This is a genomic window from Ideonella sp. (assembly GCF_041287625.1).
Lineage (GTDB): Bacteria > Pseudomonadota > Gammaproteobacteria > Burkholderiales > Burkholderiaceae_C > Ideonella.
This window is the reverse complement of sequence record NZ_JBGGNH010000017.1, coordinates 1-24,752: the sequence shown is the minus strand read 5'-3', so window position 1 is coordinate 24,752 and position 24,752 is coordinate 1. Positions and strand designations below refer to the sequence as shown.

Annotated in this window: 27 protein-coding genes and 1 pseudogene; 19 read left to right on the top strand and 9 right to left on the bottom strand. The window is 66.4% G+C overall.

Translation table 11 applies throughout. The features are described from left to right. Positions 1–43: 43 nt before the first annotated feature. Positions 44–511: a nuclear transport factor 2 family protein gene (locus tag ACAH41_RS06780; RefSeq protein ID WP_325652324.1), complete on the bottom strand. Its 468-nt coding sequence runs from the start codon at positions 509–511 to the stop codon at positions 44–46. A 195-nt stretch (positions 512–706) separates the two neighbouring features. On the opposite strand from ACAH41_RS06780, the gene ACAH41_RS06775 reads away from it, so the two are divergent. Then, on the top strand, positions 707–1,333 hold the full coding sequence (locus ACAH41_RS06775; RefSeq protein ID WP_325652323.1) for a pyridoxamine 5'-phosphate oxidase family protein: 627 nt from the start codon (positions 707–709) through the stop codon (positions 1,331–1,333). 195 nt (positions 1,334–1,528) lie between these two features. Continuing rightward, complete coding sequence (locus ACAH41_RS06770) at positions 1,529–2,440, top strand: alpha/beta hydrolase (protein WP_325652320.1); 912 nt, start codon at positions 1,529–1,531, stop codon at positions 2,438–2,440. A gap of 58 nt (positions 2,441–2,498) precedes the next feature. On the opposite strand, the gene ACAH41_RS06765 is transcribed toward ACAH41_RS06770, so the two are convergent. Continuing rightward, positions 2,499–2,756, bottom strand: coding sequence for a DUF1427 family protein (locus ACAH41_RS06765; RefSeq protein WP_325652318.1), 258 nt, complete (start codon positions 2,754–2,756; stop codon positions 2,499–2,501). Beyond that, on the bottom strand, positions 2,753–2,920 hold the full coding sequence (locus ACAH41_RS06760) for a DUF1427 family protein (protein ID WP_325652317.1): 168 nt from the start codon (positions 2,918–2,920) through the stop codon (positions 2,753–2,755). The genes ACAH41_RS06765 and ACAH41_RS06760 overlap by 4 nt, the downstream gene beginning before the upstream one ends. A 299-nt stretch (positions 2,921–3,219) precedes the next feature. On the opposite strand from ACAH41_RS06760, the gene ACAH41_RS06755 reads away from it, so the two are divergent. The 4 genes and pseudogenes from ACAH41_RS06755 (at position 3,220) to ACAH41_RS06740 (ending at position 6,943) form a co-directional block, all read left to right on the top strand. Next, positions 3,220–4,026, top strand: coding sequence for an alpha/beta hydrolase (locus ACAH41_RS06755; protein ID WP_325652315.1), 807 nt, complete (start codon positions 3,220–3,222; stop codon positions 4,024–4,026). A 25-nt stretch (positions 4,027–4,051) separates the two neighbouring features. Beyond that, a pseudogene (locus tag ACAH41_RS06750) lies at positions 4,052–4,510 on the top strand (GntP family permease); the annotation flags it as partial. A gap of 184 nt (positions 4,511–4,694) precedes the next feature. Further along, positions 4,695–5,828, top strand: coding sequence for an FIST N-terminal domain-containing protein (locus ACAH41_RS06745; RefSeq protein WP_325652313.1), 1,134 nt, complete (start codon positions 4,695–4,697; stop codon positions 5,826–5,828). Further along, positions 5,825–6,943, top strand: coding sequence for an ATP-binding protein (locus tag ACAH41_RS06740; RefSeq protein WP_325652311.1), 1,119 nt, complete (start codon positions 5,825–5,827; stop codon positions 6,941–6,943). Before ACAH41_RS06745 ends, ACAH41_RS06740 begins: the two co-directional genes overlap by 4 nt. Before the next feature lie 116 nt (positions 6,944–7,059). Here ACAH41_RS06740 and ACAH41_RS06735 read toward each other — a convergent pair whose 3' ends face one another. Genes ACAH41_RS06735 through ACAH41_RS06725 form a run of 3 tightly spaced genes read right to left on the bottom strand, consistent with a single transcriptional unit; the run spans position 7,060 to position 8,957 of the window. Next, positions 7,060–7,266 carry a hypothetical protein gene (locus ACAH41_RS06735; protein ID WP_325652308.1) on the bottom strand — a complete coding sequence of 69 codons (207 nt, stop codon included), beginning with the start codon at positions 7,264–7,266 and terminating at the stop codon, positions 7,060–7,062. A gap of 15 nt (positions 7,267–7,281) precedes the next feature. After that, positions 7,282–8,163 (bottom strand): NAD(P)H-hydrate dehydratase, encoded by an 882-nt coding sequence (locus ACAH41_RS06730; RefSeq protein ID WP_325652306.1) that lies wholly within the window; start codon positions 8,161–8,163, stop codon positions 7,282–7,284. Between the two features lie 26 nt (positions 8,164–8,189). Continuing rightward, complete coding sequence (locus tag ACAH41_RS06725) at positions 8,190–8,957, bottom strand: histidine phosphatase family protein (RefSeq protein ID WP_325652305.1); 768 nt, start codon at positions 8,955–8,957, stop codon at positions 8,190–8,192. A 424-nt stretch (positions 8,958–9,381) separates the two neighbouring features. Between ACAH41_RS06725 and ACAH41_RS06720 the strand changes: the two genes are divergently transcribed. From ACAH41_RS06720 to ACAH41_RS06710, 3 genes are all read left to right on the top strand, one after another. Next, on the top strand, positions 9,382–9,822 hold the full coding sequence (locus tag ACAH41_RS06720) for a hypothetical protein (protein ID WP_325652303.1): 441 nt from the start codon (positions 9,382–9,384) through the stop codon (positions 9,820–9,822). Between the two features lie 101 nt (positions 9,823–9,923). Beyond that, positions 9,924–10,742, top strand: coding sequence for an OBAP family protein (locus ACAH41_RS06715; RefSeq protein WP_325652301.1), 819 nt, complete (start codon positions 9,924–9,926; stop codon positions 10,740–10,742). 16 nt (positions 10,743–10,758) lie between these two features. Then, complete coding sequence (locus ACAH41_RS06710; RefSeq protein WP_325652299.1) at positions 10,759–11,769, top strand: chemotaxis protein CheB; 1,011 nt, start codon at positions 10,759–10,761, stop codon at positions 11,767–11,769. 30 nt (positions 11,770–11,799) lie between these two features. Here the strand turns inward: ACAH41_RS06710 and ACAH41_RS06705 are convergent, their stop codons facing one another. Continuing rightward, positions 11,800–11,928: a hypothetical protein gene (locus ACAH41_RS06705; protein ID WP_325652297.1), complete on the bottom strand. Its 129-nt coding sequence runs from the start codon at positions 11,926–11,928 to the stop codon at positions 11,800–11,802. 160 nt (positions 11,929–12,088) lie between these two features. Between ACAH41_RS06705 and ACAH41_RS06700 the strand changes: the two genes are divergently transcribed. The 5 genes from ACAH41_RS06700 to ACAH41_RS06680 all read left to right on the top strand — a co-directional run bounded on the left by ACAH41_RS06700 (position 12,089) and on the right by ACAH41_RS06680 (position 16,867). After that, positions 12,089–12,463: a cupin domain-containing protein gene (locus tag ACAH41_RS06700; RefSeq protein WP_325652295.1), complete on the top strand. Its 375-nt coding sequence runs from the start codon at positions 12,089–12,091 to the stop codon at positions 12,461–12,463. A gap of 114 nt (positions 12,464–12,577) precedes the next feature. Further along, positions 12,578–13,501 carry a manganese catalase family protein gene (locus ACAH41_RS06695; RefSeq protein ID WP_325652293.1) on the top strand — a complete coding sequence of 308 codons (924 nt, stop codon included), beginning with the start codon at positions 12,578–12,580 and terminating at the stop codon, positions 13,499–13,501. 3 nt (positions 13,502–13,504) lie between these two features. Beyond that, positions 13,505–14,413: a ZIP family metal transporter gene (locus ACAH41_RS06690; protein WP_325652291.1), complete on the top strand. Its 909-nt coding sequence runs from the start codon at positions 13,505–13,507 to the stop codon at positions 14,411–14,413. A 228-nt stretch (positions 14,414–14,641) separates the two neighbouring features. Continuing rightward, a complete protein-coding gene (locus ACAH41_RS06685) occupies positions 14,642–14,962 on the top strand; it encodes a hypothetical protein (RefSeq protein ID WP_325652289.1) in 321 nt (106 codons plus the stop codon). A gap of 93 nt (positions 14,963–15,055) precedes the next feature. Then, positions 15,056–16,867 carry a YbhB/YbcL family Raf kinase inhibitor-like protein gene (locus ACAH41_RS06680; protein ID WP_325652288.1) on the top strand — a complete coding sequence of 604 codons (1,812 nt, stop codon included), beginning with the start codon at positions 15,056–15,058 and terminating at the stop codon, positions 16,865–16,867. A gap of 96 nt (positions 16,868–16,963) precedes the next feature. On the opposite strand, the gene ACAH41_RS06675 is transcribed toward ACAH41_RS06680, so the two are convergent. Beyond that, complete coding sequence (locus tag ACAH41_RS06675) at positions 16,964–17,161, bottom strand: hypothetical protein (protein WP_325652286.1); 198 nt, start codon at positions 17,159–17,161, stop codon at positions 16,964–16,966. Positions 17,162–17,267: 106 nt separating this feature from the next. Next, positions 17,268–18,200 carry a LysR family transcriptional regulator gene (locus ACAH41_RS06670; RefSeq protein ID WP_325652428.1) on the bottom strand — a complete coding sequence of 311 codons (933 nt, stop codon included), beginning with the start codon at positions 18,198–18,200 and terminating at the stop codon, positions 17,268–17,270. Positions 18,201–18,395: 195 nt separating this feature from the next. On the opposite strand from ACAH41_RS06670, the gene ACAH41_RS06665 reads away from it, so the two are divergent. From ACAH41_RS06665 to ACAH41_RS06645, 5 genes are all read left to right on the top strand, one after another. After that, positions 18,396–19,406, top strand: a complete 1,011-nt coding sequence (locus ACAH41_RS06665; protein ID WP_325652285.1) for a TRAP transporter substrate-binding protein — start codon at positions 18,396–18,398, stop codon at positions 19,404–19,406. Positions 19,407–19,443: 37 nt separating this feature from the next. Further along, positions 19,444–21,225, top strand: coding sequence for an IlvD/Edd family dehydratase (locus tag ACAH41_RS06660; protein WP_325652283.1), 1,782 nt, complete (start codon positions 19,444–19,446; stop codon positions 21,223–21,225). Between the two features lie 76 nt (positions 21,226–21,301). After that, positions 21,302–22,504, top strand: coding sequence for a fumarylacetoacetate hydrolase family protein (locus ACAH41_RS06655; RefSeq protein WP_370538230.1), 1,203 nt, complete (start codon positions 21,302–21,304; stop codon positions 22,502–22,504). Between the two features lie 52 nt (positions 22,505–22,556). Continuing rightward, positions 22,557–23,840 (top strand): endo-1,4-beta-xylanase, encoded by a 1,284-nt coding sequence (locus ACAH41_RS06650; RefSeq protein ID WP_370538229.1) that lies wholly within the window; start codon positions 22,557–22,559, stop codon positions 23,838–23,840. A gap of 161 nt (positions 23,841–24,001) precedes the next feature. Further along, the coding region (locus ACAH41_RS06645; protein ID WP_370538228.1) for an IS256 family transposase at positions 24,002–24,752 on the top strand (751 nt) is incomplete at its 3' end.

Genomic DNA, 24,752 nt, shown 5'->3' with positions numbered 1-24,752 from the left:
GACACCTGCCTGGGTGTCCGCGCCGAGCGTCGTCGACGCGTTGTCACATCCCGAGTACGCTCAGGCCCGGGTGATCGTCCGGCCGCCGGCCCAGCGGCCAGAAGAACTTTCGATCTGCTTGCGCGATGGGCAGGTCGTTGATGCTGGCATGCCGATGCGTCATCAGGCCCGCTGCATTGAACTCCCAGTTTTCATTGCCGTAGCTGCGATACCAGTTCGTGGCCTCGTCATGCCATTCGTAGGCGAAGCGAACGGCGATCCGGTGGCCCTCGAAGGCCCAGAGTTCCTTGATCAACCGGTACTCGAGTTCCCGCTGCCACTTGCGCTGCAACAGTGCCTGTGCGGCCGGCCGTCCCACAGCGAACTCGGACCGATTCCGCCAGCGGGTGTCCTCGCTGTAGGCCAGCGCCACGCGGGCCGGGTCTCGCGTGTTCCAGCCGTCCTCGGCCAGGCGAATCTTCTGAAGCGCGGTTTCACGCGTGAAAGGCGGCAGTGGCGGACGTGTTTCCATCGTTGTGTCCCAGGGGTTCTGAAGTTGAGGTACCCCATTCTTGACAAGGCCACTGAAGCAGTCATCCCGCTGGCGGCATAGCGGCTCCTGCGTCCGAGTGAGGGGCCTGCTTTTTTCCGCGGCGTCGGGCCGTAGCCTGGCCGCGCGCAGCCGTTTCCGTTCATTTTCTTGTTGTCAACCCATTCAGGAGATTCCATGGCACGCGCATTTGCAGAGATCACGTTCACACCGTCGGTGAAGGCGGCGCAACAGCGCTACGGTTCCCGGCAGTCCAACCGGGGGCTTGAGGTTTCGAGGGTGCGGCAGGACGAGCTGACCGAGGACGAAGCCCGGTTCATCGAGCGGATGGACGGCTTCTTTCAGGCCAGCGTCGGGGAGTCGGGCTGGCCCTACGTCCAGTTCCGCGGTGGGCCTCGCGGCTTCCTGAAGGTGATAGCCCCGAAGACCATCGGGTTCGCCGATTTTCGAGGCAACCTTCAATACGTCAGCGTCGGCAATCTCGATGCCGATGGGCGCATCGCGCTCATCCTGATGGACCACTCGCATCCGAGTCGGCTCAAGATCTGGGGCCAGGCACGGGTCGTCGATCGTGCTGTCGACGCCGACCTTGTCGAGTCGCTTCAGGTCCCTGGTTACGCCGCCAGGGCAGAGCGCGCCATCGTCATCGACGTGCACGCCTTCGACTGGAATTGCCCCCAGCACATCACGCCACGCTTCACCGAGGCGGAGGTCCTTGAGATGACCGCGCCGATGGTTGCGGAACTGGCGACGCTGAGGGCGAAGGTCGCAGCCGTGTCTGCAGCGGATCCGAAGCAGGATTGACCGCTGGCGCCAGCGGGCGGGCCTGTCCGAAGGTCACCCTCGACACCACCCTTGGCGGGATGTCATGGACAGGATCGGCGCCTACGCTGAGACCCGTCGACATCGCATACCGAGAAAGCGATGTCGCGACAACCACTCCCCGGCGCGCGGCATCCGTGAGTCGGAGGAGACCCGCAATCATTCACGAGGAATCACATGAACACGCCCATTGCCAATGGCGCTTCGCCGAACCCGATCCGCCATGAGCGAGTGAAGGTCGACGGTGTCGAGGTCTTCTATCGCGACGCAGGCCCTGAGGATGCCCCCGTGCTCCTGCTGCTGCACGGCTTCCCGACGTCGTCGCAGATGTTCCGCAACCTGATTCCGCTGCTGGCGGACAAGTTCCGCGTCATCGCGCCCGACTACCCGGGCTATGGACAGAGCGAGATGCCCGATCGCGCGAAGTTCGCCTACACCTTCGAAAACTACGCAAACCTCGTCGACAAGTTCACCCAGCTGCTCGGCCTGGACACCTACGCGCTCTACGTGATGGACTACGGCGCACCGGTGGGCTTCCGCTTGGCGGTGAAGCATCCCGAACGCGTCACCGCATTCGTGGTCCAGAACGGCAACGCCTACATGGAAGGCTTTGGCCATCCGTTCTGGGACGGCATCATGGCCTACTGGGAGACCGGCGCGGCCAAGGAGCGGGAGGCCATCCGTTGGTTGACCACGATGAAGGCCACGTACTGGCAATACAGCACCGGGTTCAAGGACATGAGCCTGGTCAGCCCGGACGCCTGGACGCTGGACCAGGCCTTGTTGGATCGCCCGGGCAACGACGAGATCCAGCTCGACCTGTTTTATGACTACCGGACCAATGTGCCGCTGTATCCGTCCTGGCACGAATACTTCAGCAAGCACCAACCACCCATGCTGATCACCTGGGGCTCGAATGACGAGATCTTCCCGGCAGCCGGTGCGGCACCGTACAGGCGCCATCTGCCGGACGCCGAGATCCACATGCTCGACACCGGCCACTTCGCCCTTGAAGATCACGGCGCGTTCATTGCCGGCCGGATCCGGGAATTCATGCAGCGCGTGGTTCCGGCGGCCGGCGCCAAGTAATTCGCAGCGGGCGGGTTGTGATGAGGCCCACGCCGGTAGGCGCCGGCCTCAGTCGCCGCTAGTCGGCGAGCGCTTTCGGCGAGCGCTTCAGCGAACCGTCTGGTCCACCGCACAGGTGGCGGTGGCGGGCCTCTCGCTTCGCGAACCAGCGGTCCGTGGCGATGTAGCCCAGGGTCATGGCCACCACCAGCAGCGCGCCCGCCAGGACCGGCGGTGCCGGTGACGGGACGCCGGTCCAGCGGCACAGCGCCCCAATCGCAAAGCCCAGCAGCAGCCCGAGCGCGATCTTGGTCTTCTGCGTTGCGGCGGTGTTCATGCCCGGCCTCGCATCAGTTGGTCGACGCCCATGAAGCCGAAGGTGATCGCCAGCACCAGCAGGGCGCCCACCAGCTTGGGCGGGGCCGGCAGCGGCAGGTCGAACCATCGGCAGGCAACGCCAATGCCCAGGCCGAGTGCAAGCGAGATCATCAAGTCATTCATCGGTTCATCCTCAGGTTGGAAGGTGCAGCGAACAGGCGTGCACGCGCGGGCACCGCTGTCCTCCCGGAGTGTGTTCGGCGCGTGGCTTCGGTCCGTGTGCATGGAGGAGGGCGGCACGGTGGCCAAAAGGCGCACCAAGCCTGGCGGCCTTGCCGAGCGCCGGAAAAGCCGCCGGAGCTCAACGACGAAGGACATGCCGAGTGCCACCTATGGAAGAGCCGGCACACGCCCCAGGGAGGACGCGGATGCGCCCGCATCAAAGGACATTGGCGTCACTTCATTTGATGATCGGACCCGCGATGACCCCCCCGCTTTTTCCCCGGCTGTCTGCCCTGACGATTGCGACAGGCCTGGCGCTGAGTTCCTGGTTGAATCCTGGCATCGTCGCCGCAGCGCCAGCCGAATCGCCTGGCCAACAACTCTCCGTGGTCCTGGTGCACGGCGCCTGGGCAGACGGTTCCTGCTGGAACGACGTGATCCCGCTGCTCCAGCAGAAGGGGTTGACGGTGGTCGCGGTGCAGAACCCGCTCAGTTCGCTGGCCGACGACGTGGCGGCCACGCAGCGCGCCATCGACCGGCAGCCGGGCAAGGTGCTGTTGGTGGGGCATTCCTGGGGTGGTGTGGTCGTCACCGAGGTGGGCCGGCAAGAGAAGGTGGCCGGCCTGGTTTATGTCGCAGCCTTTGCGCCAGCTGACGGTGAATCCGTGAACGACCTGTCCTCGAACAAGGACCTGCCGCAGCCGCCTGGCCTGGCCGGCATCGAGCCCGATGCGCACGGCTACCTCTGGATGAGCGCCAGGAACTTCGGCGAGCACTTCGCGCAGGACCTGGCCGTTGCCAGGACAGCCCTGATGGCCGTCACCCAGAAGCCGATTGCGGCCCGGAGTTTCGGCGACAAGGTAAGCGTGCCGGCATGGCGGAGCAAGCCGAGCTGGTATGTGCTGGCAGCGCAGGACCACATGATCCCGCCGCCCGCGCAGAAGGCAATGGCGGACCGGGCCCAGGCGAAGCTCACCAGCCTGGAGGCAGGCCACGCCGTGATGATGAGCAAGCCAGCCGAAGTGGCCGCGGTCATCGTCGCCGCCGCGCAGAGCCTGCGCCGCTAGTCACCCGACCCTTTGGCGAGGACCCGGGCCAGCCCTGTTCGCGCCAGTGGCGGCGCTGTTGGCCGTGCTGCTCACGGACCCGGGCCTAGTCGCGCCCGTTTACGTGGGCGTGTTCATGGACAAGATGGTGCAGTTCGTCAAACTGTACTTTCCGGTGTTCATGATGGGCGCCCTGTTCGGCAAGCTCATCGAGATCTCCGGCTTTGCCAGGGCCATCGTCGCGGCCACGATCCGGTTGGTGGGCAAGGCGCGCGCGATGTTGTCCATCGTGCTGGTGTGCGCCGCGCTCACCTACGGTGGCGTGTCGCTGTTCGTCGCGGTGTTTGCCGTGTACCCGTTCGCGGCCGAACTGTTCCGGCAGCTCGACATCCCCAAGCGCCTGATCCCCGGCACCATCGCGCTGGGCGCCTTCAGCTTCACGATGGACTCGCTGCCGGGCACGCCGCAGATCCAGAACATCATTCCCACCACCTTCTTCCGGAGTTTGGCGCCGGCATGAAGCACTGAGACGATCCCTCCAACATCCGGCGCTGGGGCAGGGCCGGAACCGAGGTGCAAAACAGGCTCAAGTGGCTGTCCAACTTGTCGAAATGTCCAAGAGACGCTGGTGCCCGCTCCATGTCAGCAAGACGCGGTGTGTTGATGCCGCGCCCACCTGGAGAAGACCCATGAAGATTCGACAGCGCCTGTGGACGCCGGCCGCCGGCTGGACAGACGGATCTCCTGCCGCCGGCGCCCTCGATCAACTCGTGCTTGCCTTCGGTTCACCCGGCACTCTTCGCCAACAAGGGCTATTCGATCAGTTGCGGGCGTGGCACCCGAACGCCCTGATCGCCGGTTGCTCGACCGCCGGAGAAATCCTCGGTACGCGTGTGCACGATGACTCCCTGGTGACGACGGCCGTGCAATTCGAGCGCAGCGCGATCGACTGGGTCCTTGTTCCGGTCGCCGAAGACACGGATGGCCGGGAAGCGGCAGAACAGATCGCGCTCAAGCTGGTGCGCCCGGGCCTGCGGCACGTGATGACGTTTTGCGACGGCCTTGTCGTCAACGGCACGTCGTTCGCCAAGGCTTTGCGCGAGCGCCTGCCCGAGGGTATTTGCGCTACCGGTGGGCTGGCGGCCGACGCCGACAGGTTCATGGAAACCTTGGTGATGTGCAACGGCATCGGGCAGAGCCGGCAGGTCGTCGGCATCGGCTTCTATGGCGACGACTTGCTTGTCGGATACGGCAGCGTCGGTGGCTGGGACAGCTTCGGGCCCCTTCGCACCGTGACTCGCTCGCGAGGCAACGTGCTTTTCGAGCTGGACGGCAAATCGGCACTGGAGCTCTACAAGATCTACCTGGGTGAACACTCGTGCGGATTGCCCGCAACGGGTTTGCGCTTCCCGTTGCTGCTGGAAGACGGGCGCGGCGGCGCCGGGCTGGTACGCACCGTGCTGGGCATCGACGAAGCCTCCGGCAGCATGACCTTCGGGGGTGACATCCCCGAAGGGGCCAAGGCCCGCCTGATGAAGGCCAACTTCGATCGCCTGGTCGATGGTGCGTCCGGTGCCGCGTCCGAAGGGCTGCGGCGGCTGGGCCGCGACAATGCGCAATTGGCGGTCCTGATCAGTTGCGTCGGCCGAAAACTCGTGCTTCGCCAGCGCATCGAGGAAGAGATCGACGGCGTTCGCGAAGTGCTTGGCGATACGGCGCTTGCCGGCTTTTACTCCTACGGCGAACTCTGCCCTCAGGGGACGCTTGGTGGATGCGAGCTGCACAACCAGACGATGACGATCACGACTTTCTCAGAGGTATGAGCTCCTCCCATCACAAGTTGCTTCGACGTCAGTTGCGGCGCGCATTCGGCGATACCTACTCGGTGCCCACCGGGCTGGAGCTGCTGCTGGGGGCTGTCAGCCAGGCGTACGAAGATGCGGACGGGGAGCGCATGCTCATCGAGCGGGCGCTCGAAATGATGTCTCTCGAACTCAACGAGCGCAATGAACAGCTGCGAGCCGACCTGCGCGAGCGTCAGCAGGCGCGTGACGAATTGCAGCGCCGGACCGACGAACAGCAGGTGCTGATCAAGCGTCTGGAGGAGGCCCACCATCAATTGCTCCAGTCCGAGAAGATGGCTGCCATTGGTCAGCTCGCCGCCGGAGTGGCGCACGAAATCAACAATCCGATCGCCTTCATCACGTCCAACCTCGGCACCCTGCGCGACTATTCGAAGTCGCTGCTCTCCATCGTTGCCGCGTACGAGGCGCAGGAGCATGTATTCAGTGCGGTGACCTTGTCGGAACTGCACCGGGTCAAGGACGTCAACGACTACGCATTTCTGAGCCAGGAGGTGCTGCAACTGGTGGACGAATCCAAGGACGGCGCCCTGCGAGTGAAGCAGATCGTCCAGGATCTGAAGGACTTCTCGCATGTGGGCGAGCAAGGCTGGCAGTGGGCAGATCTCCACAAGGGGCTGGACAGCACCCTGAACATCGCCAACAACGAGATCAAGTACGTCGCCGAGGTCAAGCGCTGCTATGGCAACATTCCGCACATCGAATGCTTGGCGTCGCAACTGAACCAGGTGTTCATGAATCTGTTGGTCAACGCCGCACACGCGCTTCAGGGCATGACGGGATGCATCGTCATCACGACCGGGCGCGAAGGCGATGACCGCGTCTTCATCGACATCTCCGACAACGGTTGCGGGATCCCGCCCGAGAATCTGAAGCAGATCTTCGATCCTTTCTTCACCACGAAGCCAGTCGGCAAGGGCACCGGTCTCGGGCTGTCGCTCTCGTACGGCATCGTCCGCAAGCATGGCGGCCACATCGCAGTCACCAGCGAGGTCGGCGTCGGCACCAGCTTTCGCATCTCGCTGCCGGTGCGGCAGGTTGCCGCCAGCGCACTCGACGACACGCACGCGCCATAGACCACCCCGAAGCCCGATCACTGCCAAGGGGCGACCTTGAACCGTGCAAATGCCAAGAGGTCCTGCGATGTGAGGTGGCCAGAGCGCTGGCTGTCGTTGCCTTGGCCTGCCCGTGCCTACCAGGTGGGAATGCTCAACAGGATGAACAGGATCAGCAGCGCCAAGGCGGCCAGTGCGAGTTTGCGGAAATTCGACATGTAGGAAGCTCCGAGTGAATGGGGCAGGGATCGCACGGTCGAGCCAGCGTCTGAACGCGATGCTGCACCGCGCCAGGATGCAGGCGCGTCGCGGATACGGTGCTTTCCGGCCAAGCCTGCATTCACGGGTTGCCTGCTGCTTCAGCCGCCCCACGCATGCATCAAAGCCGGGATTTCCTGGGGCAGCTCGCGTGCCAGGAAACCGATCGGGCCCAACCGTTCGGCCAGCACCCGGCCCGCTGCGGCATGCAGCGCAACGCCCCATGCGGCAGCCTGTTCCAGGCTGGCGCCACGCGCAGCCAGTCCGGTGATGATGCCGGCCAGCGCATCGCCCGAACCCGAGGTGGCCAAGCCTGCGTTGCCGGCCTCGTGCTGCCAGCAGCGGCCGTCCGCGGCGGCGATGCAGGTGCAGGCGCCTTTGAGCGCGACGGTGGCATGCCACCGTCGCGCCGCGTCCAGCGCAGCAGGCAATGGGTTGGCCAGGATGGCTTCTTTGGCGTTGCCGGTCAGGTGCGCCATTTCGCCGGCATGCGGCGTCAGCAGCACAGGACTTTCAAAGCGCGGGTGGCCGTTCACCGCGCCCATGGCGCCCGCGTCGAGAACCACCGGCGTGGCCACTTCGGCAAGCAAGGCATGCACGAACGCACAGCTTGCCGGCTCGTCCAGCATGCCGGGGCCAATCAGCATCGCGTGGGCGCGCTTTGCGAAAGGGGCCAGCAGCGACGCGCCTTCTGCGGTGAATCCGCCGGCCGCCGTCTCCGGCAATGCGACGACCCTGGCCTCTGGCATCGCCACTGCCACGCGGCTCGCCAGGCGCTCAGCAGTGGCGATCACCAGCTTGCCGGCACCGGCGCGCAAGGCCGCGGTTCCGGCCAGGATGGCCGCGCCGGCCATCTCCCGGCTGCCCGCGATCACCAGCGCGCGGCCGCGGCTTTCCTTGTCTTCCGTGCACGCGTGAACCGGCAGCGGCCAGTCGCGCAAGGTGGCCGGGGAAACAAGGTCAGGCGTGACGGGCCGATGCATGGGACGGATGCCTCGCCAGCAGCCACTCAGGATTTCGGCGCCGCCGGCACGTCGGCTTCGACGGTGACCGGCGCGCCGGCCCGCCGCAGCGGCGAGACGAAGTTGGCCACCTGCAGGACCAGCTTGCCCTTGGGTTTCACGGTTTCGTCGAGCACGTAGGTGGTCACGCCGCAGTTCGGAATGTCCCCCTGCCGGTCCATGGCCAGCACACGCGCCTCGTCCAGTTGGTCCAGCAGGTAGCGCATGCAGTTGACGATGACCTGGTGCCCCATGATCAGCACCCGTTGCCCGCCGTGTTCTCGGGTGACCATCTCCACCACGCTGCGCAGCCGCAGGATCACATCGCACCAGCTCTCGCCGCCGGGAGGGCGGAAGTAGAACTTGCCTACGTGTGCGCGTTGTTCGGTGAGCTCCGGGTATTTCTGGGAAATGCCGAGGTGGGTCAGGCGGTCCAGCGCGCCGAATTCCTTTTCACGCAAGCGCTCGTCGACCAGGAAGCACACCCGGTCTTCGCTCAGGCCGGCGGCCTTCATCAGCAGCCGGGCGCTGTCATGTGCGCGCACGTAGGGCGAACACAGGATGACCTCCGGCTGTTGGTCGGCCGGCTGGCTGCCGAACCACTCGCCCAAGGCCATCGCCTGCTGCTCGCCCAATGCAGACAGCGGTGTGTCCATGTCGCGTGTGGCGATGTCGATCAATGGCAGGCCGGCCGCCTCGGCGTTGTCCCGCGCGACATTCCCGGCGCTCTGGCCGTGCCGCACGATCCACAAGGTCTGGGGCCAGTGTTTCTCCAAGGCGCGTGCTCCGTCCCATCGGTTGCGTGTTCGTGGCGCGGTTCGTCCATGGTCACCTCGGTCGAGCCGCAGGCTTGGAACGCGCCGCGGTGCCGTTGCGGGCAAGCCTCATGCCCAACGGCCGGCAGCCACGGCGAGCGCCGGGAACGTTGCGGAGGCGGGTCGATGCCGAGATCCCCGGCTTCCTGCGGCATGGCCATCCGGCGTGACAGCCGACGAGGCCTGAATCCATCGGCGGCCTTGGGAAATCCGTGGGAAAGGGTTGCAGCAATCGCGCACCGGCGTCCGGCTGGCCGCTTTGCCGCAGCCATGCGACGCAAGGAACATGCATTGCTGTAAGCCCACCGCGAGGCCGATCGGCGTCGCGGCCCGCATGCCGACCGCATCACGGCATCAACCGGGCCCCACTTTTCAGGAGAGCACCATGAGCAAATTGACCAAGCTTCTCACCACCGCTGTCACGGCCGGCCTGGTGGCCAGCGGCAGCGTCCTGTACGCGCAGTCGGCTGGCGGCACGGGCAACACCGGCGGCGGCTCCGGTTCCAGCGCCACCACCGGCAGCGGCCAGTCGGGCAGCAACAACCTGAACGGCAGCTCGCAGAGTGGCAGCAGCTCGAGCGGCAGCGGCATGAGCGGCAGCACCGGCACGAGTGGCACGAGTGGCAGCACCGGCACCAGCGGCACGGGCGGCATGAACAACAGTTCGAGCAGCAGCGGCACCAGCAGCACCAGCGGCATGGGCAGCAGCAGCGACACCGGCAGCAGCGCGTCGGGCACGTCCTCGTCCGGCGGTGCCGGCGGCTCCAGCTACGGCGCCGGTTCCGGGACCGGCGACGCCCTGTCGGCCCGGCCAGACCGCAACTGAGCATGCGCCTGCATCCTCCGCCGGCCCCCCCGGCCGGCGGGCCGGTCGCGGCTTCGGTTTCGCGGCTCGCCGGGTGCCGGACCTTCCGGACACCCGCTGCCATGACACCGAAGCCGCTGCTGCCCTGTTGCCTCGCCGTCGCGTTGGTCGCCTGCGATGGCGGCAAGACGGCCTCGCCCGTCGATGCGCCGGGTCCGCCGACCTCGCTGAAGACGCGCGCGCTGGATGCTGGCGCCGCGCTGCTGCAATCCCGGCTGCCGGTCGACGCGCTCAATGCCTACCTGGACGGCTTCCACTTCTACAGCGGCCAGCCCGGCCAGCAGATGGAGGCGCACCACTACTGCAGCGAGCTCAACGAAGCGCTCACGCAGTGCGTGATCTTCGACGGCAACCAGCGCGACGCGAAGATCATGGGCGTCGAATACATCGTCAGCGCGGCGCTGTTCGCCACCCTGCCAGCCGAGGAGAAGCGGCTCTGGCACAGCCATGTGCACGAGGTGCACTCGGGCCAGCTGGTGGCGCCCGGCATTCCGGCGCCGGCGGAACACGCGCTGATGCAGAGGCTGGTCTCGACCTACGGCAAGACCTGGCACACCTGGCACACCGACCTGCAGCAAAGCCTGCCGCTCGGCGTGCCGCAGCTGATGATGGGCTTTACCGCCGACGGCCAGGCCGACCCGGCGATGGTGGCCGCGCGCGACCGGCGCCTGGGCGTGGACAGCGCCGAAAAGCGGCAGGCGCGTGCCGACCTGCCCAGCCCGCCGGTCGATCCGCAGGCCAACGGTGGCCAGGCTACGCCGTTCCAGATCGCCGACCCCACGGGCCATGTGCACGCAGGCCAGCGCGCGGCAACGCAACGCGCGCTCGCCGGCGCCCCGCCCGATGCCGCGGCCTCGAACGCGCATGCCGCTTCTCGCTGACCGTCCAAGGCCGGCCATGCACAACGCTCGACTGGTCGTGATCGGCGCCTCGCTGGGCGGCGTGGCCGCGCTGCGCGAGATCTGCCGCGGCCTGCCGGAAGACTTCGGCGCGGCCATCGGCGTGGTGCTGCATGTCGGCGCCTACCGGAGCGTGCTGCCGGCGCTGCTGAGTTCGGCCGGCCCGCTGCCGGCCGTCCATGCGGAGGACGGGGCGCCGCTGCAGAAAGGCCGCATCCATGTTGCGCCGCCGGACCAGCACATGCGCGTCGAAGGTGACGTGCTGCGCTTGCTCAGGGGGCCGAAGGAGCATCACTCGCGCCCCGCCATCGACCCCTTGTTCCGCTCCGCGGCGCTGTCCTTCGGTGCCCGCACCATCGGCCTGGTGCTGACCGGCATGCTCGACGACGGCACGCCCGGCATGCAGGCCATCAAGGACCTCGGCGGAACCTGCGTGGTGCAGGATCCGTCCGAAGCGGAGGCGCCCAGCATGCCGTTGAGCGTGCTCAGGCATGTCGCGGTCGACCACTGTGTTCCGGTCCGCGAGATGGCCCCGCTGCTTTGCAAGCTGATCGATCAACCTGTCGAGGAAAGCCCAGTGCCAATGCCGCAGCGCGATCGCACCGTTCATGAGGAGGCCGTGTTGCTGGGCCAGGGCGACGTCATCGCCCACCTGCGCGCCATCGGCCAGCCTTCGACCTTTGCCTGCCCGGACTGCGGCGGCACGCTGTGGCAGCTCGCCGGCACGTCGCCCCAGCGTTTCCGTTGCCACACCGGCCATGCGTTCACGCTCGAAACGCTGCGCGCGTCCCAGTCGCTTTCGACGGACGAGGCGCTGTGGTCGTCGATCCGGGCCTTGCAGGAAAAAAGGGAACTCGTGCTGCAGGCCGAAAAGGCGGCCGCGGCGCAAGGCAACACCCGGCTGGCCTCGGCACTGGCCAGCGAGGCGGCCACGCTGCACGATCACACCAGCGCACTGCGCGGGCTGGTGCAAGGCATTGGCGAAATCACCACAGCGAGATGTGAATGAGCCTGGAGAGGCCCGCGGAGGCCAGAGCCCTCAGGCCGCGGCAGCCGGCCGGGTGCCGCTGGCGCGCAGCGGGGTGCCGAAGTCACGCCCGGCCCAACGCTCGAATTCCAGGCTGTCGTGCGAGCGCCACCAGCAATGCGGCGGCGCGCAGCGGTTCATGGCAGCGAGAAGACATACAGCGTCCCTCCCTTGCCGGTGTGCTGCGGCAGGTCGGCCATCGCGCCGACAAAACCCTTGGCCAGCTTCGCGCGGCCTGCCGATCCAGGCATGTGCGTTGCCAACCGGGTGCTCCCGCTGCCGCCCGCTACACGGAGATGCCATGGCCTTGCCGCATGCCCAACTGCTCGATGTGATCAATGTCTCGCCGCTTGGCGCGCGGTTGCCTGGCAGTGCCAGCAGCAGCCTGCTGAAGACCGACCGGTTGCAGTTGCTGCACCTGGTGCTGGCCGCGCACCAGTCGCAGCCGGAACACCATGTGGATGACGAATGCACGCTGCATTGCCTGGAAGGCGAAGTGGAGGTGCAGATGCCGGGCGGCCTGCGTCACCTGCGTCCCGGCGAACTGCTGGCCTTGCCGGCCCGGCAGCCGCATGCGCTGAAGGCGCGTAGCGACGCCGCCTTGCTGGTCACGCTGGTGCTGCGCGACGGCGATGCCGGCGACGGCGGCGGCAGCAGCCGGCACCGTCCCGGATGAAGGCGCCGGCGCCGCTGATGTAAAGCCGCGTTGCCCTGGAACCTCCCTTGCCACGTGGCCAGGCTGCCTTCCTTTTCAACCCTCTCTGTCAACTTTCTATTGATTGGAATTTCCATGTTTGCTCACAACAAGCGACTGCAATACACGGTGCGTGTCAACGAATGCAACCCGGCGCTGGCCAACCTGATGCTGGAACAGTTTGGCGGGCCGCAGGGCGAACTTGCCGCGGCCTGCCGCTACTTCACGCAGGCGCTGGCCGAGGACGACCCGGGCCGCAAGGACATGCTGATGGACATTGCCACCGAGGAGCTGAGCCACCTCGAAGTGATCGGCACCATCATCGCGATGCTCAACAAGGGCGCCAAGGGCCAGCTTGCCGAAGCCACCGCCAGCGAGGCCGAGCTGTTCCGCTCGCTGCAGGGCGCCGGCAATGACTCGCACGTCACGCAGCTGCTCTACGGCGGAGGCCCCGCGCTGGTCAACTCCGGCGGCCAGTTGTGGAACGCCGGCTACATCGACAGCATCGGCGAACCGACCGCCGACCTGCGCTCCAACATCGCCGCCGAAGCGCGCGCCAAGATCATCTACGAGCGCCTGATCAACGTCACCGACGACCCCGGCGTGAAGGAAGCGCTGGGCTTCCTGATGACACGCGAAGTGGCGCACCAGAAGTCCTTCGAGAAGGCGCTGTATTCCATCAGCCCCAACTTCCCGCCGGGCAAGCTGCCGGGCAAGCCCGAGTTCGCCAGCGTCTACTTCAACATGTCGCAAGGCGAGGGCGACATGCGCGGCCCGTGGAACAACGAGCCGGCCTTTGCCTACGTGTCCGACCGCGAGCAGCAGATGGCCGTGGACGGTGGCGGCGGTGGCGCCTCGGTGCAGCTTTCCGCCGTCGAGGAACAGGCCTGTGAGCAGATGAAGCTGCGCAGTGCTTCGGACCCGCTGAGCGAGCCGGTCACCGGCGCCGAACTGGGCGCCGGCCTGACGCCGGTCGACGCGGCCACCGCGGCGATGACGCCGCCTGCCGCGCCGAATTGAACGATGGCGCGCGCATCTCAACCGGGAGAGGCCGCGCCGCCGGTTGCGTTGCCGTGGCGGCGCCTGCTGGGCTTCGGCATCGTGCTGCTGGGCGCGGTCGTCGGGCTGGCGGACCTGTTGCGGCAACTCGCGCCGTCAGGCTCGCTGGCGGCGGCGGCGTTGATGGCCGGCGGCATGGCGGCGCTCGCCACTGCGCTGGGCACGCTGCCGATGCTGCTGTCGCAGCGCTTTTCGGCGCGCAGCTTCGGCATGATGATGGGCTTTGGCGCCGGCGTGATGCTGGCCGCCTGCGCGTTTTCGCTGATCGTGCCGGCGCTGGCGCATTTGCGCCGGCTCGGCGCGCCGTCATTGTCGGCCGGCACCACCGTCGGCCTGGCGATGCTGCTGGGCGCGGCGCTGGTGCACTTGGCCGACCGTCTGCTGCCAGACGTGCATTTCCTGCACGATGAACACGGCCACGCCGATCCGGCGCTGCGCCGCACCTGGCTGTTCGTGCTGGCCATCTTGCTGCACAACGTGCCAGAAGGGCTGTCCATCGGCGTGGCCTTCGCGGGCAGTGACGCATTGGGCGCGAAAGCGCTGGCCACCGGCATCTCGATCCAGGACATCCCCGAGGGCCTGGTCGTCTCGCTGGCCTTGCTGGCCGCCGGTTATGGCCGCTGGCCGGCCGCGCTGATCGGTGCCGCGTCGGGGCTGGTGGAGCCGCTGGCCGCGCTGATCGGCGTGCTGGTGATGGGGCTGTCGGCCAGCCTGCTGCCCTGGGGCCTGGCAGGTGCCGCCGGCGCGATGCTGTACGTGATCTGCCACGAGGTGATCCCCGAATCGCACCGCGAGGGCCGGCAGGCCGCGGCCAGCGCGAGTTTCATGGCGGGCTTCGTGCTGATGATGTTCCTCGACACGACCCTGGGTTGAACAGCCTCCTGGCCAGTCGCGGCAGCCGCCATGCGGCGGCTGATCCGACGACCTGGCTGGAGGCCTGTGGGAGGCGAAGCTCGGGGCTGGCATCTCCTTGCGCGAACTGCCATCGAGCGGATCCTGCGATGGCACTCTTGAAAACATCCGGCCCGCAGCCATTTGGCCGGTTCATGGAGGTGACGGCTGCCTGGGCGCCGTGCCTCATGCCACAAGGGGAACCTGAACATGAGCTCTCGACGCATGGTGGTGCGCGATGGCGAGCGTGTCATCGCCCACACGATCAATGGCCAACCCTGCCGGCTGCTGCCCGGGGAATACGAGGTGCACTTGCTTCCCAGCAAGGTGCCAGGGCTGGCGCCAACCTTGCGGATCATTGCCGCTGGACCGCGTGGGCAGGATCTGCACATGCGGCTGTCGCCAGCGGATGAGCCGCACGCGTGGCAGGCGCGAGCGCCCTCTTGCGAGCCCGGTCTGGCGGCCAGGCTCGGCGGGGCGATCAAGAAATTCGCAGACGGCCCGGGCCGCCGGCCGGTCCAGGCCTCGTGAACCGGCCGCCAACAGCCGGGCCGCCTGCGTCAGCGAGGCGATGCTGGTGGCACGCGCATTGCCCACGGTGCGGACGCTTTGCAAGGACCGCACATGGCACTGCATTCTTCATCCGGGTTCGACCGCCTCGCGACTTCACTGGCGTTGGCTTCCGCCGCGCTTTGCCTGCCTGCCTGGTCGCAGCAGGGGGACGGCACCAACGTGCCCATCCGCACCGCCGTCTTCAAGCCGGACAAGGTGGCCGCCACGCCGGAGCGCATCGGCCAGCTCAGGTCGCCACCCGGCTTTGCCGTCAACGTGTTTGCGCAAGGGCTGAAGAACACCAGGATCCTGGCTGTGGCGCCCGACGGCACGGTCTATGTCAGCCGCCGGGACCAGGGCGATGTGCTGATGCTGCGCGACACCGATGGCGACGGCCGGGCCGATGGCGTGCCGGTGCAGGTGGCCACTCGCGCCGGCGCGCATGGCCTGGCCATCAAGGACGGCAAGCTCTACCTGGCGACGGTGAAGGAAGTCTTCGTTGCGACCATCCAGCCGGACGGGCTGCTCGGCCCGCTGGAGATGATCATCGGCGACCTGCCTGACGCGGGCCAGCATGCCAATCGAACGCTGGCCTTCGGGCCGGACGGCATGCTCTACATCAGCGTTGGCTCGACCTGCAACGCGTGCAATGAAACCAACCCCGAGAACGCCACGCTGCTGCGCGCCTCGGCGGACGGCAAGAGCCGGACGATCTTCGCCACCGGGCTGCGCAACACCATCGGCTTCGACTGGCAGCCCGGCACCGGCGAACTCTGGGGCATGGACCATGGCATCGACTTCCTCGGCGACGAGGTCCAACCCGAAGAGCTGAACCGGATCGAGAAGGGCAAGCAATATGGCTGGCCGCACATCTGGGGCGACGGCGGCGAAAACCCGCAGAGCACGCCGGTCGGCGACATCACCAAATCCCAGTGGCGCGAATTGAGCACGCCGATGGTCCTGGGCTACGCCGCCCACGCGGCGCCGATGCAGATGGTGTTCTACCAAGGCACGAACTTTCCGGCGGCGTACCGGGGCGATGCATTTGTCACCATGCGGGGTTCCTGGAACCGCAACCCGGCTTCAGGCTACGAGGTGGTGCGGGTGAAATTCGCCAACGGCCAGCCGCTTGGCTTCGAGCCTTTCCTTGCAGGCTTTCTCACCGATGGCGGGCGGACGCACATGGCCAGGCCGGTAGGGCTGGCGGTGGCCAAGGATGGCGCCTTGCTGATGGCAGACGACGCCAATGGCGTGATCTACCGGGTCGCCTACAACGGCACCGGCGCGAGGGCGCAACCCGGCGCACCGGCGCCCGCCGCCGCGATGCTCGCGCAGGCCGGCCGCGGCATTGGCGTGCCGCTGGCGATGCTGCGCGACGAAACCCGTGGCGGCACGTCCGGTCTCGGCCTGAGCGCACCGTCGTTTGCTGCGAATGGCGCGATGCCGCAGCGCTTCAGCGAGTATGCGGACGGCGTGTCGCCCGCACTGAGCTGGACCGCAGTGCCGCAGGCGCGGTCCTACGCGCTTGTGCTCGAAGACCCGGACGCCAAGCCCATCACGCCGTTTGTGCATTGGGTGGCCTGGAACATTCCGGGCACCATGACCGCGTTGCCGGAGGGCTTGCAGGAGCAGCCCCGGCTGACCGAGCCCGACGGCTTGCTGCAAGGCAGGAACAGCCGCGGTTCACCCGGTTATTACGGGCCGCGCCCGCCAGTGGGCGATCCGCCGCACCACTATCACTTCCAGGTCTTCGCGCTGGACACCATGCTCTCCGTGCCGCCAGGCGCGGAGCGGGACGAGGTGCTCGCCGCGATGAAGGGCCACGTGCTGGCCAAGGCCGAACTCGTCGGCACCTTCGCGCAGAGCGTGCGTCCGCCCAAGTAGATGCGGCGACGGGCCAGGCCGTGCACGCATCCGCCGTGCCGTCGGCTTGCCGTCACCCGAGGCTTGGGATGGGCCGGACGCCTGCTGGCGCGCGGCTCATTTGTAGCCCTCGCGAACGTTGTCCACCGCTGCCTGCTCCTGCTCGAGGTGCTTCCTGGCGGACGCGGCTTCGTCATCGCCTTGCCCGCTGCCTTCGGCGTCGGCGCCCCTGCCGGGTCGGTCCGGCTGGATCGGCTCCGCGCGACGGGGCGTTTTCTTGCCCGGGACGGGCTGGGGATCGCTCAAGCTGCTCATGGGGCACCTCTTTCCTGTTTCGGTTGCGGATGATGCTGGCTTGCGGCAAACGATGTTCCGCCCAGGTCAACAGCCGGTCGGGCGCAGGTACGCGCCTAACGCCGGCTCATGCCGCTTCCGGCACAGGTGCGGCAACACTGCGCAGCACGTTGATGAACGCCTGCGCCGCGGGTGTGAGGGCCTCGTCCAGCCTGGTGATCACGCCGTAGTCCGGCATGTGGGCTGGCAGGGCCACCGGTATGCGCGCCAGCAGGCCTTTCCTGACGTATTTGTCCACCAGCGCCGCTGGCTGCAACGAAAGCATGTCGGTGTTCTGCATCAAGGCCAGCGCAAAGAGGAAAGAGGGCGTTTCGACCACGCCCGAGCTGAGCGCCAGCCCGGTGTTGCCCAATGCCTCGTCCGACACGCGTCGCAAGGCCGTCGAAGTGGGGTAGAGGATCCAGGGCCAGTGCGCCAGCTTCGCCAGTTCCAGATCGCTTGCAGCACGAAGCGGGTGATGAACACCCGCGACCAGGTCCAGCGTCTCGCTGGAAAGGCGTTCGTAGTGGAACTGCGTTTGCTGGGCTTCTTCGGTGAAGCGGCCGATCATCAGGTCGATCTTGCGCTCGGCCAGCCAGACGATGAGCTGGTCGCTGCTGTGCTCCAGGATCTTCAGCACCAACAGCGGCCGAAGGCGCTGGATCTCGGCGACAGAAGCGATCAGCAAATGAGCAGCCGAGCCGGTGATGGCGCCGATGGTCAGGTGGCCGTGACCGCCCTGCCGCAGGGCGTTGAACTCGTCCACGAATTTGCGGTGGCCTGCCAGCGCGCTGGCCGCGTAGCGCAGCGTGAACAGCCCCAGTTCATTGGGCCGCATGCCGCGCGAGAGGCGCTCGAACAGCCGCGACTCCAGGATCTCCTCGATGTCCATCAGGATCTTGGTGGCCGCAGGCTGGGTGATGTGCATTTGCTCGGCAGTCAGGCGCAGGTTGCGCGTGTGGCCGAGGATGTCCAGGAACTGCAGATGCCGGAAGCGCAGGCGGGAACAGGCCTGTGCCATGGACAAGGGTTTGCCCGTAAAGGAGTCTGAAGTCATAACTGTCTGGAATGGATGCTAGCAAAAAATTGAGTAGACCCAGGGCCCGTGCAGACCTAACCTGCGCCGGCGCTGAAGGGGACCGACACAGGTTCACCAACGCGCCGCCGATGGCGCCCGATGGGTCCGTCGCGCCACTTCAAACCATTGGAGACAAGCATGAAATTCAAGACCCTCGCCCTGGTTGGCGCGCTGCTGTCCGTGCTGGCGGTGCCCGCCGCTGCACAAGTCAAGGAACACACGTTCAAGGTCGGCATCGGGCTGAGCGAAGACCATCCCCAGGCTGCCGCGGTCCGGTATTTCGGTGAGCAGCTTGCTGCCAAGAGTGGCGGCAAGATGACGGTCAAGCTGTTTGCCAGCGGCTCGCTGGGCAACGACATCAGCATGACCTCGGCCCTGCGCGGCGGCACTTTGGAGATGACCGTGCCAGACAGCTCGACGCTGGTCTCGATGGTGAAGGCTTTTGGCGTGATCAATCTGCCGCTGACCTTCAACACCGAACTCGAGGCCGACGCGATGCTGGATGGCCCGGTCGGACAAAAGCTGCTGGCCACGCTGCCGGAAAAAGGCCTGGTGGGCCTTGGCTATTGGGAAAATGGCTTCCGTGACGTGACCAACTCACGCCGGCCCCTCACCAAGGCCGAGGACCTGGCGGGCCTGAAGCTGCGCGTGATCCAGAACCCGCTGTTCCTGGACACCTTCAACACCCTGGGTGCCAACGCCACGCCGCTGCCGTTTACCGAGCTCTACTCGGCCATGGAGCAGGCCGCAGTGGACGGCCAGGAGAACCCGCCTGCCACCATCCTCGCCAGCAAGTTCTATGAGGTGCAGAAGCACCTGCTGCTGTCGCACCACATGTACAGCACCTGGGTGCTGCTGCTGTCCAAGAAGACATGGGACGGCCTGTCGGCGCAGGAGCAGAAGATCGTGCAGGACGCCGCCCGCGAAGCCACGCTCTACGAGCGCAAGACCATCCGCGCGTTCGGTGACAAGGCGCTGGGCGAGTTGAAGAAGGTTGGCATGCAGGTCACCGAGCTGCCGCCCGCGGAGCAGGCCAAGCTGCGCGCCAAGCTGCAGCCTGTGGTGGCCAAGTACGCCAAGGAATTCGGCGAGGCAACGACCGCCGAGATGATGGCCGAGCTGGCCAAGGTCAGGGGCGGCGCGAAGTAACGCCTTGCCCCCATTCCTGCTGCCTGCCCACGCTGCCATGGACAAGACCCCCCGCCGCCCGTTTCGGTCACGTGACTGGTTCGCCGACCCGGCGCGATCCGACATGACCGCGCTGTACCTCGAGCGCTTCATGAACTACGGGCTCACGCCTGAAGAGTTGCGTTCCGGTCGCCCCATCATCGGCATTGCGCAGACCGGCAGCGACCTGTCGCCCTGCAACCGCATCCACCTCGACCTGGCCAGGCGGGTGCGCGACGGCATCCGGGACGCTGGTGGCATCCCGATGGAGTTCCCGGTCCATCCGATCTTCGAGAATTGCCGGCGGCCCACCGCCGCGCTGGACCGCAACCTGGCCTACCTCGGCCTGGTCGAAATCCTCTACGGCTACCCGATCGACGCGGTGGTGCTGACCACCGGCTGCGACAAGACAACGCCGGCCGGCGTGATGGCGGCGTCGACGGTGGACATCCCTGCCATCGTGCTGTCGGGCGGGCCCATGCTGGATGGCTGGCACGACGGTGAACTGGTCGGTTCGGGCACGGTCATCTGGCGCAGCCGCCGCCAGCTGGCAGCCGGCGAGATCGACGAAGAAGAGTTCCTGCAGCGGGCCTGCAGCAGCGCCCCGTCGGCGGGCCATTGCAACACCATGGGCACCGCCTCGACGATGAACGCGGTGGCCGAGGCGCTGGGCCTGTCGCTGCCGGGCTGCGCCGCCATTCCGGCGCCGTATCGAGAGCGTGGACAGATGGCCTACGAGACCGGCCGGCGAATCGTCGGGATGGCACATGAGGACCTGCGGCCTTCGCGCATCCTGACGCGAGAGAGCTTTCTCAATGCGCTGTCGGTCATCAGTTGCGCCGGCGGATCCAGCAATGCGCAGGTCCACGTGATGGCCATGGCGCGCCATGCCGGGGTCGAACTGCATGCCAGCGACTGGCGCACCCACGCGCATGACCTGCCGCTGCTGCTGAACATGCAGCCTGCGGGCCAGTTCCTTGGCGAGCGATTTTTCCGTGCCGGTGGCGTTCCGGCGCTGATGTGGGAATTGCTGCAGGCCGGGCGCCTGCAGGGCGATTGCCTCAGCGTGACCGGCCGCAGCATGGCCGAGAACCTGCAAGGCCGCGAGACCCGCGACCGCGAGGTCATCAAGCCTTTCGACCAGCCGCTGATGCACCAGGCCGGCTTCCTGGTGCTGAGCGGCAACCTGTTCGACTTCGGCATCCTGAAGACTTCGGTGATCTCCGAGCGCTTCCGGGCAAGCTACCTCAACCGGCCCGGTGCCGAAGGCATCTTCGAGGCCCGCGCCGTGGTGTTCGAGGGCGCCGAGGATTACCACGCCCGCATCAACGATCCGGGCCTCGACATCGATGAAGCCTGCATCCTGGTGATGCGAGGGGCGGGTCCCATCGGTTGGCCGGGCTCCGCCGAGGTGGTCAACATGCAGCCGCCGGACGTGCTGATCCGCCGCGGCATCACCACCTTGCCCACGCTGGGCGACGGCCGCCAGTCCGGCACGTCTGACAGCCCGTCCATTCTCAATGTCTCACCCGAAAGCGCCGTTGGCGGCGGCCTGAGCTGGCTGGCAAGCGGCGACATGATCCGTGTGGACCTGAACACCGGCCGCTGCGACGCCTTGGTGGCACCGGAAGAGATTGCACGCCGCCGCCGCGAACTGCCTGCGCCGCCGGTGCCGCCCAGCCATTCGCCCTGGGAGGCGCTATACCGCGAGAAGACCGGCCAGTTGGTGGACGGCGCGACGCTTGACTTCGCGCTGGCCTATCGCCGCATCGCCGACAAGACCCCGCGCCACAACCACTGAATTTCCGTCCCTGCCGGCGCCGCGCGCCCGGACCGGGCCGCCGCGTTGCCGCCCCTGAATGCTTGAAGGACTCCACATGACTTCGCTGACCGCCCTGGCTGCCGACCTGGCCGCCATCCTGCCCGCCGACGGCTTGTCCGGCACGCTCGTGGCCCGGGTCTGGCGCAGCGATGGCATTGCAGGCCCGGCCGTGGTGGCCCTGCGTGAGCAGGGCGTGTTCGACCTCAGCGCGCAGTTCCCGACCATGAGCACCCTGCTCGAACGCGATGATCCGGCTCAGGCCGTGAGCCAGGCCGCAGGCGAACACCTGTGCAGTGTGGAGAGCCTGCTGGCCAACAGCCGCAGCGGTGCGCGCAACGAAGCGCTGCCGTGGCTGCTGGCCCCGTGCGACCTGCAGGTGGTCAAGGCCGCGGGCGTGACCTTTGCCGCCAGCCTGGTCGAGCGCGTGATCGAAGAGCAGGCAGGCGGCGATGCCAGTCGTGCGCAGAGCCTGCGCGCCCAGGTCAATGCGCTGCTCGGTGAGCGGCTGTCGGACATCCGGCCCGGGTCGCCGCAGGCCATGGCCTTGAAAGCCCTGCTTCAGCAGAAGGGCCTGTGGTCGCAGTACCTGGAGGTCGGCATCGGCCCGGATGCCGAGGTCTTCACCAAGGCACCTGTGCTGGCCTCGGTGGGCTGCGGCGAGGACATCGGCGTGCGTGCCGACTCGGCCTGGAACAACCCCGAGCCAGAGGTGGTGCTGGCGGTCAACGGCCGTGGCCAGATCGTCGGCGCCACGCTGGGCAATGACGTCAACCTGCGAGACATCGAAGGCCGCAGCGCGCTGCTGCTGGGCAAGGCCAAGGACAACAACGCCTCGTGTGCCATCGGCCCCTTCATCCGCTTGTTCGATGCCGGTTTCAGCCTGGACGACGTGAGGCGAGAGACGGTTCACCTGCGGGTGGCGGGTCTGGACGGCTATGAACTTCGCGGCATCAATACCATGGCCAGCATCAGCCGCGACCCCAGCGAACTGGTGGCGCAGACGCTGGCGGCCCATCAGTACCCGGACGGCTTCATGTTGTTCCTGGGCACGCTTTTCGCACCCATCGAAGACCGCGACCAGCCCGGCAGCGGCTTCACGCACAAGCTGGGTGACGTGGTCACCATCCACAGCCACTGGCTGGGCAGCCTGCAGAACCGCGTGACGCATTGCGAGGCCGCGCCGCCCTGGCGTTTCGGCCTGCGCGCCTTCATCGGCAATCTTGCCGACCGCGGCTTGCTGCAAGGGGCGCGGCTGTGACGTCGAGGTCATCTTCCCGCAGAGGCCATTTCCAAAAATGAAGGAGACAAGCATGCATCTGAGCACTGAACGTCGAATCAATTCTGTATTTGTCGCTCTGCCATTGGTATTGGCGGTTGCAACCGGCGCTGTGGCAGCTGATCGGCCTGCAAATCCCGCTGATTGGCCAGCACTGAAAGATGTCTACAAAGACTATTTCTTCATCGGCAACACTAATCTCAACGCAAACAACTTCGGCGCCAATGTAGTGCCAGGTGAAAATTCGGTCGCTGCCATGACCGTAAAACACTTCAACGCTGTGACGCCCGACAACGCGATGAAGCCCCAGTCCCTTTGGAGCGGTGGTATCACTGACCAAGCCCCCTCGTTCCTGACCAATGTAACTTCAGGCATTAATAATGATCTCCGCGCGGCCAATGCCCGCGGATTCAAAGTCACAGCGCATACGCTGCTTTGGCACAACCAGTCAGCTTCGTGGCCTGCGGCCAATGTACTCACGCCTGGAGGCGGCTGGGAAACCCCATGGGATTTCGTAGCGGCAAAGACGTATCTGGAATCGTACGTCAGAACGGTAGCCGGGCATTTCGATGGGGAACCGTTCAAGGTCTACGCGTGGGATGTCGTCAACGAAGCGTTCAAAGACAACCCCGAAAACCCTGCCGACTGGAGGAACGCCCTGCGCACCGGTTACAACCCGGAGGAGCGGCCTTCCAGGTGGGCCCAGGCCTATTCCAAAGGCGGGAAAAGCTGGGACTACATGTATGACGCCTTCTTCTACGCACGCCAGAACACGACGGCGCTACTGAACTACAACGACTTCAACGACAGCGAGAGGGCGTCGAAGGCCAACGCGATCGCTTCGATGGTCGAGGAGTTCAATGAACGGTACGCGGCCGAGTCGGCCGCAGGCAAAGGCCGGATACTGCTGGATGCCAAGGGAAAGCCCAGGCCGCTGATCGACGTCATCGGGACGCAGGGGCACTGGGACATGCGGCTCAATCTGGACGCCTTCGAGAGGACCATCAAGACCTATCTCGAAACCGGCGTGAATGTCGATCTCACCGAACTCGATCTGGCGCCCACCCTGGGTTTGGACAAAGGCCAGCGGATTCAGAACGGCCCTGAAATGAACGCGCTGTTCATGGAGCAGGGCATCCAGTACGCGAAACTATTCAGCTTGCTCAAGGAGTACGCCGCCGGCCGTGGCGGTCGTCACCCCCACTACAAGGGGGGCGTGCACCGAGTCACCTGGTGGGGAATGACGGATCCGGGCTATCACACCAACGGGTACCTGTGGTCGGCAGTCGGTCAACCGAAGGAAGCGTATTGGGGTTGATGTCCCAGGAAGTGGTGTAAGTCTTTCGTCGCGGCAAGGCGCGTAGGGCGTAGCCCGAAGCGGCTTGCCGCGCGGCGACGGCGATCCCGATCGGGGTGGCCATCGTGGTCCCGGATATGGTTGAGGTGCGACCCACCAACCTGTCCAAGGAGATTTCCACGATGACCACCGCCACTATGGCATTGACCGAGCTGGCCGAGAAGGGAGCCGACGTCGACGTGCTGCGCCAGATGGTTCAGTTCATGGCCCAACGCCTGATGGAGCTTGACGTCGAGGGGCGCTGCGGCGCTGGCTACGACGAGAAGACGCCTGAGCGCATCAACAGCCGCAACGGCTACCGCGAGCGCAGCTGGGACACGCGCGCCGGCAGCGTCGAGCTGAAGATCCCCAAGCTGCGCCAGGGCAGCTACTTCCCCGAGTTCCTGGAGCCCCGGCGCACGGCTGAGAAGGCGCTGACCGCGGTCATCCAAGAGGCCTATGTGCAGGGCATCTCCACCAGCTCGGTGGACGACCTGGTCAAGGCCCTGGGGATGAGCGGCGTCTCCAAGAGCCAGGTCAGCCGCCTGTGCGGCGAACTCGACGAACGCGTGGGCGCCTTCCTGAACCGCCAGATCGAGGGCGACTGGCCGTACCTGTGGATCGATGCCACGTACGTGAAGACGCGCGAGGCCGGGCGCATCGTGAGCGTCGCGGTGATAGTGGCGGTGGGCGTCAACACCGACGGCCAGCGCGAGGTGCTCGGGTTGAAGGTCGGGCATTCGGAGGCCGAGCCGTTCTGGACCGAGTTCCTGAGGAGCCTGAACCGGCGTGGCTTGCGTGGCGTCAAGCTCGTCATCAGCGACAGCCACGAGGGCATCAAGGCGGCCGTCGCCAAGGTCTTCAAGGCCACCTGGCAGCGTTGCCGGGTGCACT

Excerpts from the sequence above, each read along its gene's own strand:
- ACAH41_RS06780 (WP_325652324.1), bottom strand. The coding sequence starts at position 511 with ATGGAAACACGTCCGCCACTGCCGCCTTTCACGCGTGAAACCGCGCTT.
- ACAH41_RS06775 (WP_325652323.1), top strand. The coding sequence starts at position 707 with ATGGCACGCGCATTTGCAGAGATCACGTTCACACCGTCGGTGAAGGCG.
- ACAH41_RS06770 (WP_325652320.1), top strand. The coding sequence starts at position 1,529 with ATGAACACGCCCATTGCCAATGGCGCTTCGCCGAACCCGATCCGCCAT.
- ACAH41_RS06765 (WP_325652318.1), bottom strand. The coding sequence starts at position 2,756 with ATGAACACCGCCGCAACGCAGAAGACCAAGATCGCGCTCGGGCTGCTG.
- ACAH41_RS06760 (WP_325652317.1), bottom strand. The coding sequence starts at position 2,920 with ATGAATGACTTGATGATCTCGCTTGCACTCGGCCTGGGCATTGGCGTT.
- ACAH41_RS06755 (WP_325652315.1), top strand. The coding sequence starts at position 3,220 with ATGACCCCCCCGCTTTTTCCCCGGCTGTCTGCCCTGACGATTGCGACA.
- ACAH41_RS06745 (WP_325652313.1), top strand. The coding sequence starts at position 4,695 with ATGAAGATTCGACAGCGCCTGTGGACGCCGGCCGCCGGCTGGACAGAC.
- ACAH41_RS06740 (WP_325652311.1), top strand. The coding sequence starts at position 5,825 with ATGAGCTCCTCCCATCACAAGTTGCTTCGACGTCAGTTGCGGCGCGCA.
- ACAH41_RS06730 (WP_325652306.1), bottom strand. The coding sequence starts at position 8,163 with ATGCATCGGCCCGTCACGCCTGACCTTGTTTCCCCGGCCACCTTGCGC.
- ACAH41_RS06720 (WP_325652303.1), top strand. The coding sequence starts at position 9,382 with ATGAGCAAATTGACCAAGCTTCTCACCACCGCTGTCACGGCCGGCCTG.
- ACAH41_RS06715 (WP_325652301.1), top strand. The coding sequence starts at position 9,924 with ATGACACCGAAGCCGCTGCTGCCCTGTTGCCTCGCCGTCGCGTTGGTC.
- ACAH41_RS06710 (WP_325652299.1), top strand. The coding sequence starts at position 10,759 with ATGCACAACGCTCGACTGGTCGTGATCGGCGCCTCGCTGGGCGGCGTG.
- ACAH41_RS06705 (WP_325652297.1), bottom strand. The coding sequence starts at position 11,928 with ATGAACCGCTGCGCGCCGCCGCATTGCTGGTGGCGCTCGCACGACAGC.
- ACAH41_RS06700 (WP_325652295.1), top strand. The coding sequence starts at position 12,089 with ATGGCCTTGCCGCATGCCCAACTGCTCGATGTGATCAATGTCTCGCCG.
- ACAH41_RS06695 (WP_325652293.1), top strand. The coding sequence starts at position 12,578 with ATGTTTGCTCACAACAAGCGACTGCAATACACGGTGCGTGTCAACGAA.
- ACAH41_RS06690 (WP_325652291.1), top strand. The coding sequence starts at position 13,505 with ATGGCGCGCGCATCTCAACCGGGAGAGGCCGCGCCGCCGGTTGCGTTG.
- ACAH41_RS06685 (WP_325652289.1), top strand. The coding sequence starts at position 14,642 with ATGAGCTCTCGACGCATGGTGGTGCGCGATGGCGAGCGTGTCATCGCC.
- ACAH41_RS06680 (WP_325652288.1), top strand. The coding sequence starts at position 15,056 with ATGGCACTGCATTCTTCATCCGGGTTCGACCGCCTCGCGACTTCACTG.
- ACAH41_RS06675 (WP_325652286.1), bottom strand. The coding sequence starts at position 17,161 with ATGAGCAGCTTGAGCGATCCCCAGCCCGTCCCGGGCAAGAAAACGCCC.
- ACAH41_RS06670 (WP_325652428.1), bottom strand. The coding sequence starts at position 18,200 with ATGGCACAGGCCTGTTCCCGCCTGCGCTTCCGGCATCTGCAGTTCCTG.
- ACAH41_RS06665 (WP_325652285.1), top strand. The coding sequence starts at position 18,396 with ATGAAATTCAAGACCCTCGCCCTGGTTGGCGCGCTGCTGTCCGTGCTG.
- ACAH41_RS06660 (WP_325652283.1), top strand. The coding sequence starts at position 19,444 with ATGGACAAGACCCCCCGCCGCCCGTTTCGGTCACGTGACTGGTTCGCC.
- ACAH41_RS06655 (WP_370538230.1), top strand. The coding sequence starts at position 21,302 with ATGACTTCGCTGACCGCCCTGGCTGCCGACCTGGCCGCCATCCTGCCC.
- ACAH41_RS06650 (WP_370538229.1), top strand. The coding sequence starts at position 22,557 with ATGCATCTGAGCACTGAACGTCGAATCAATTCTGTATTTGTCGCTCTG.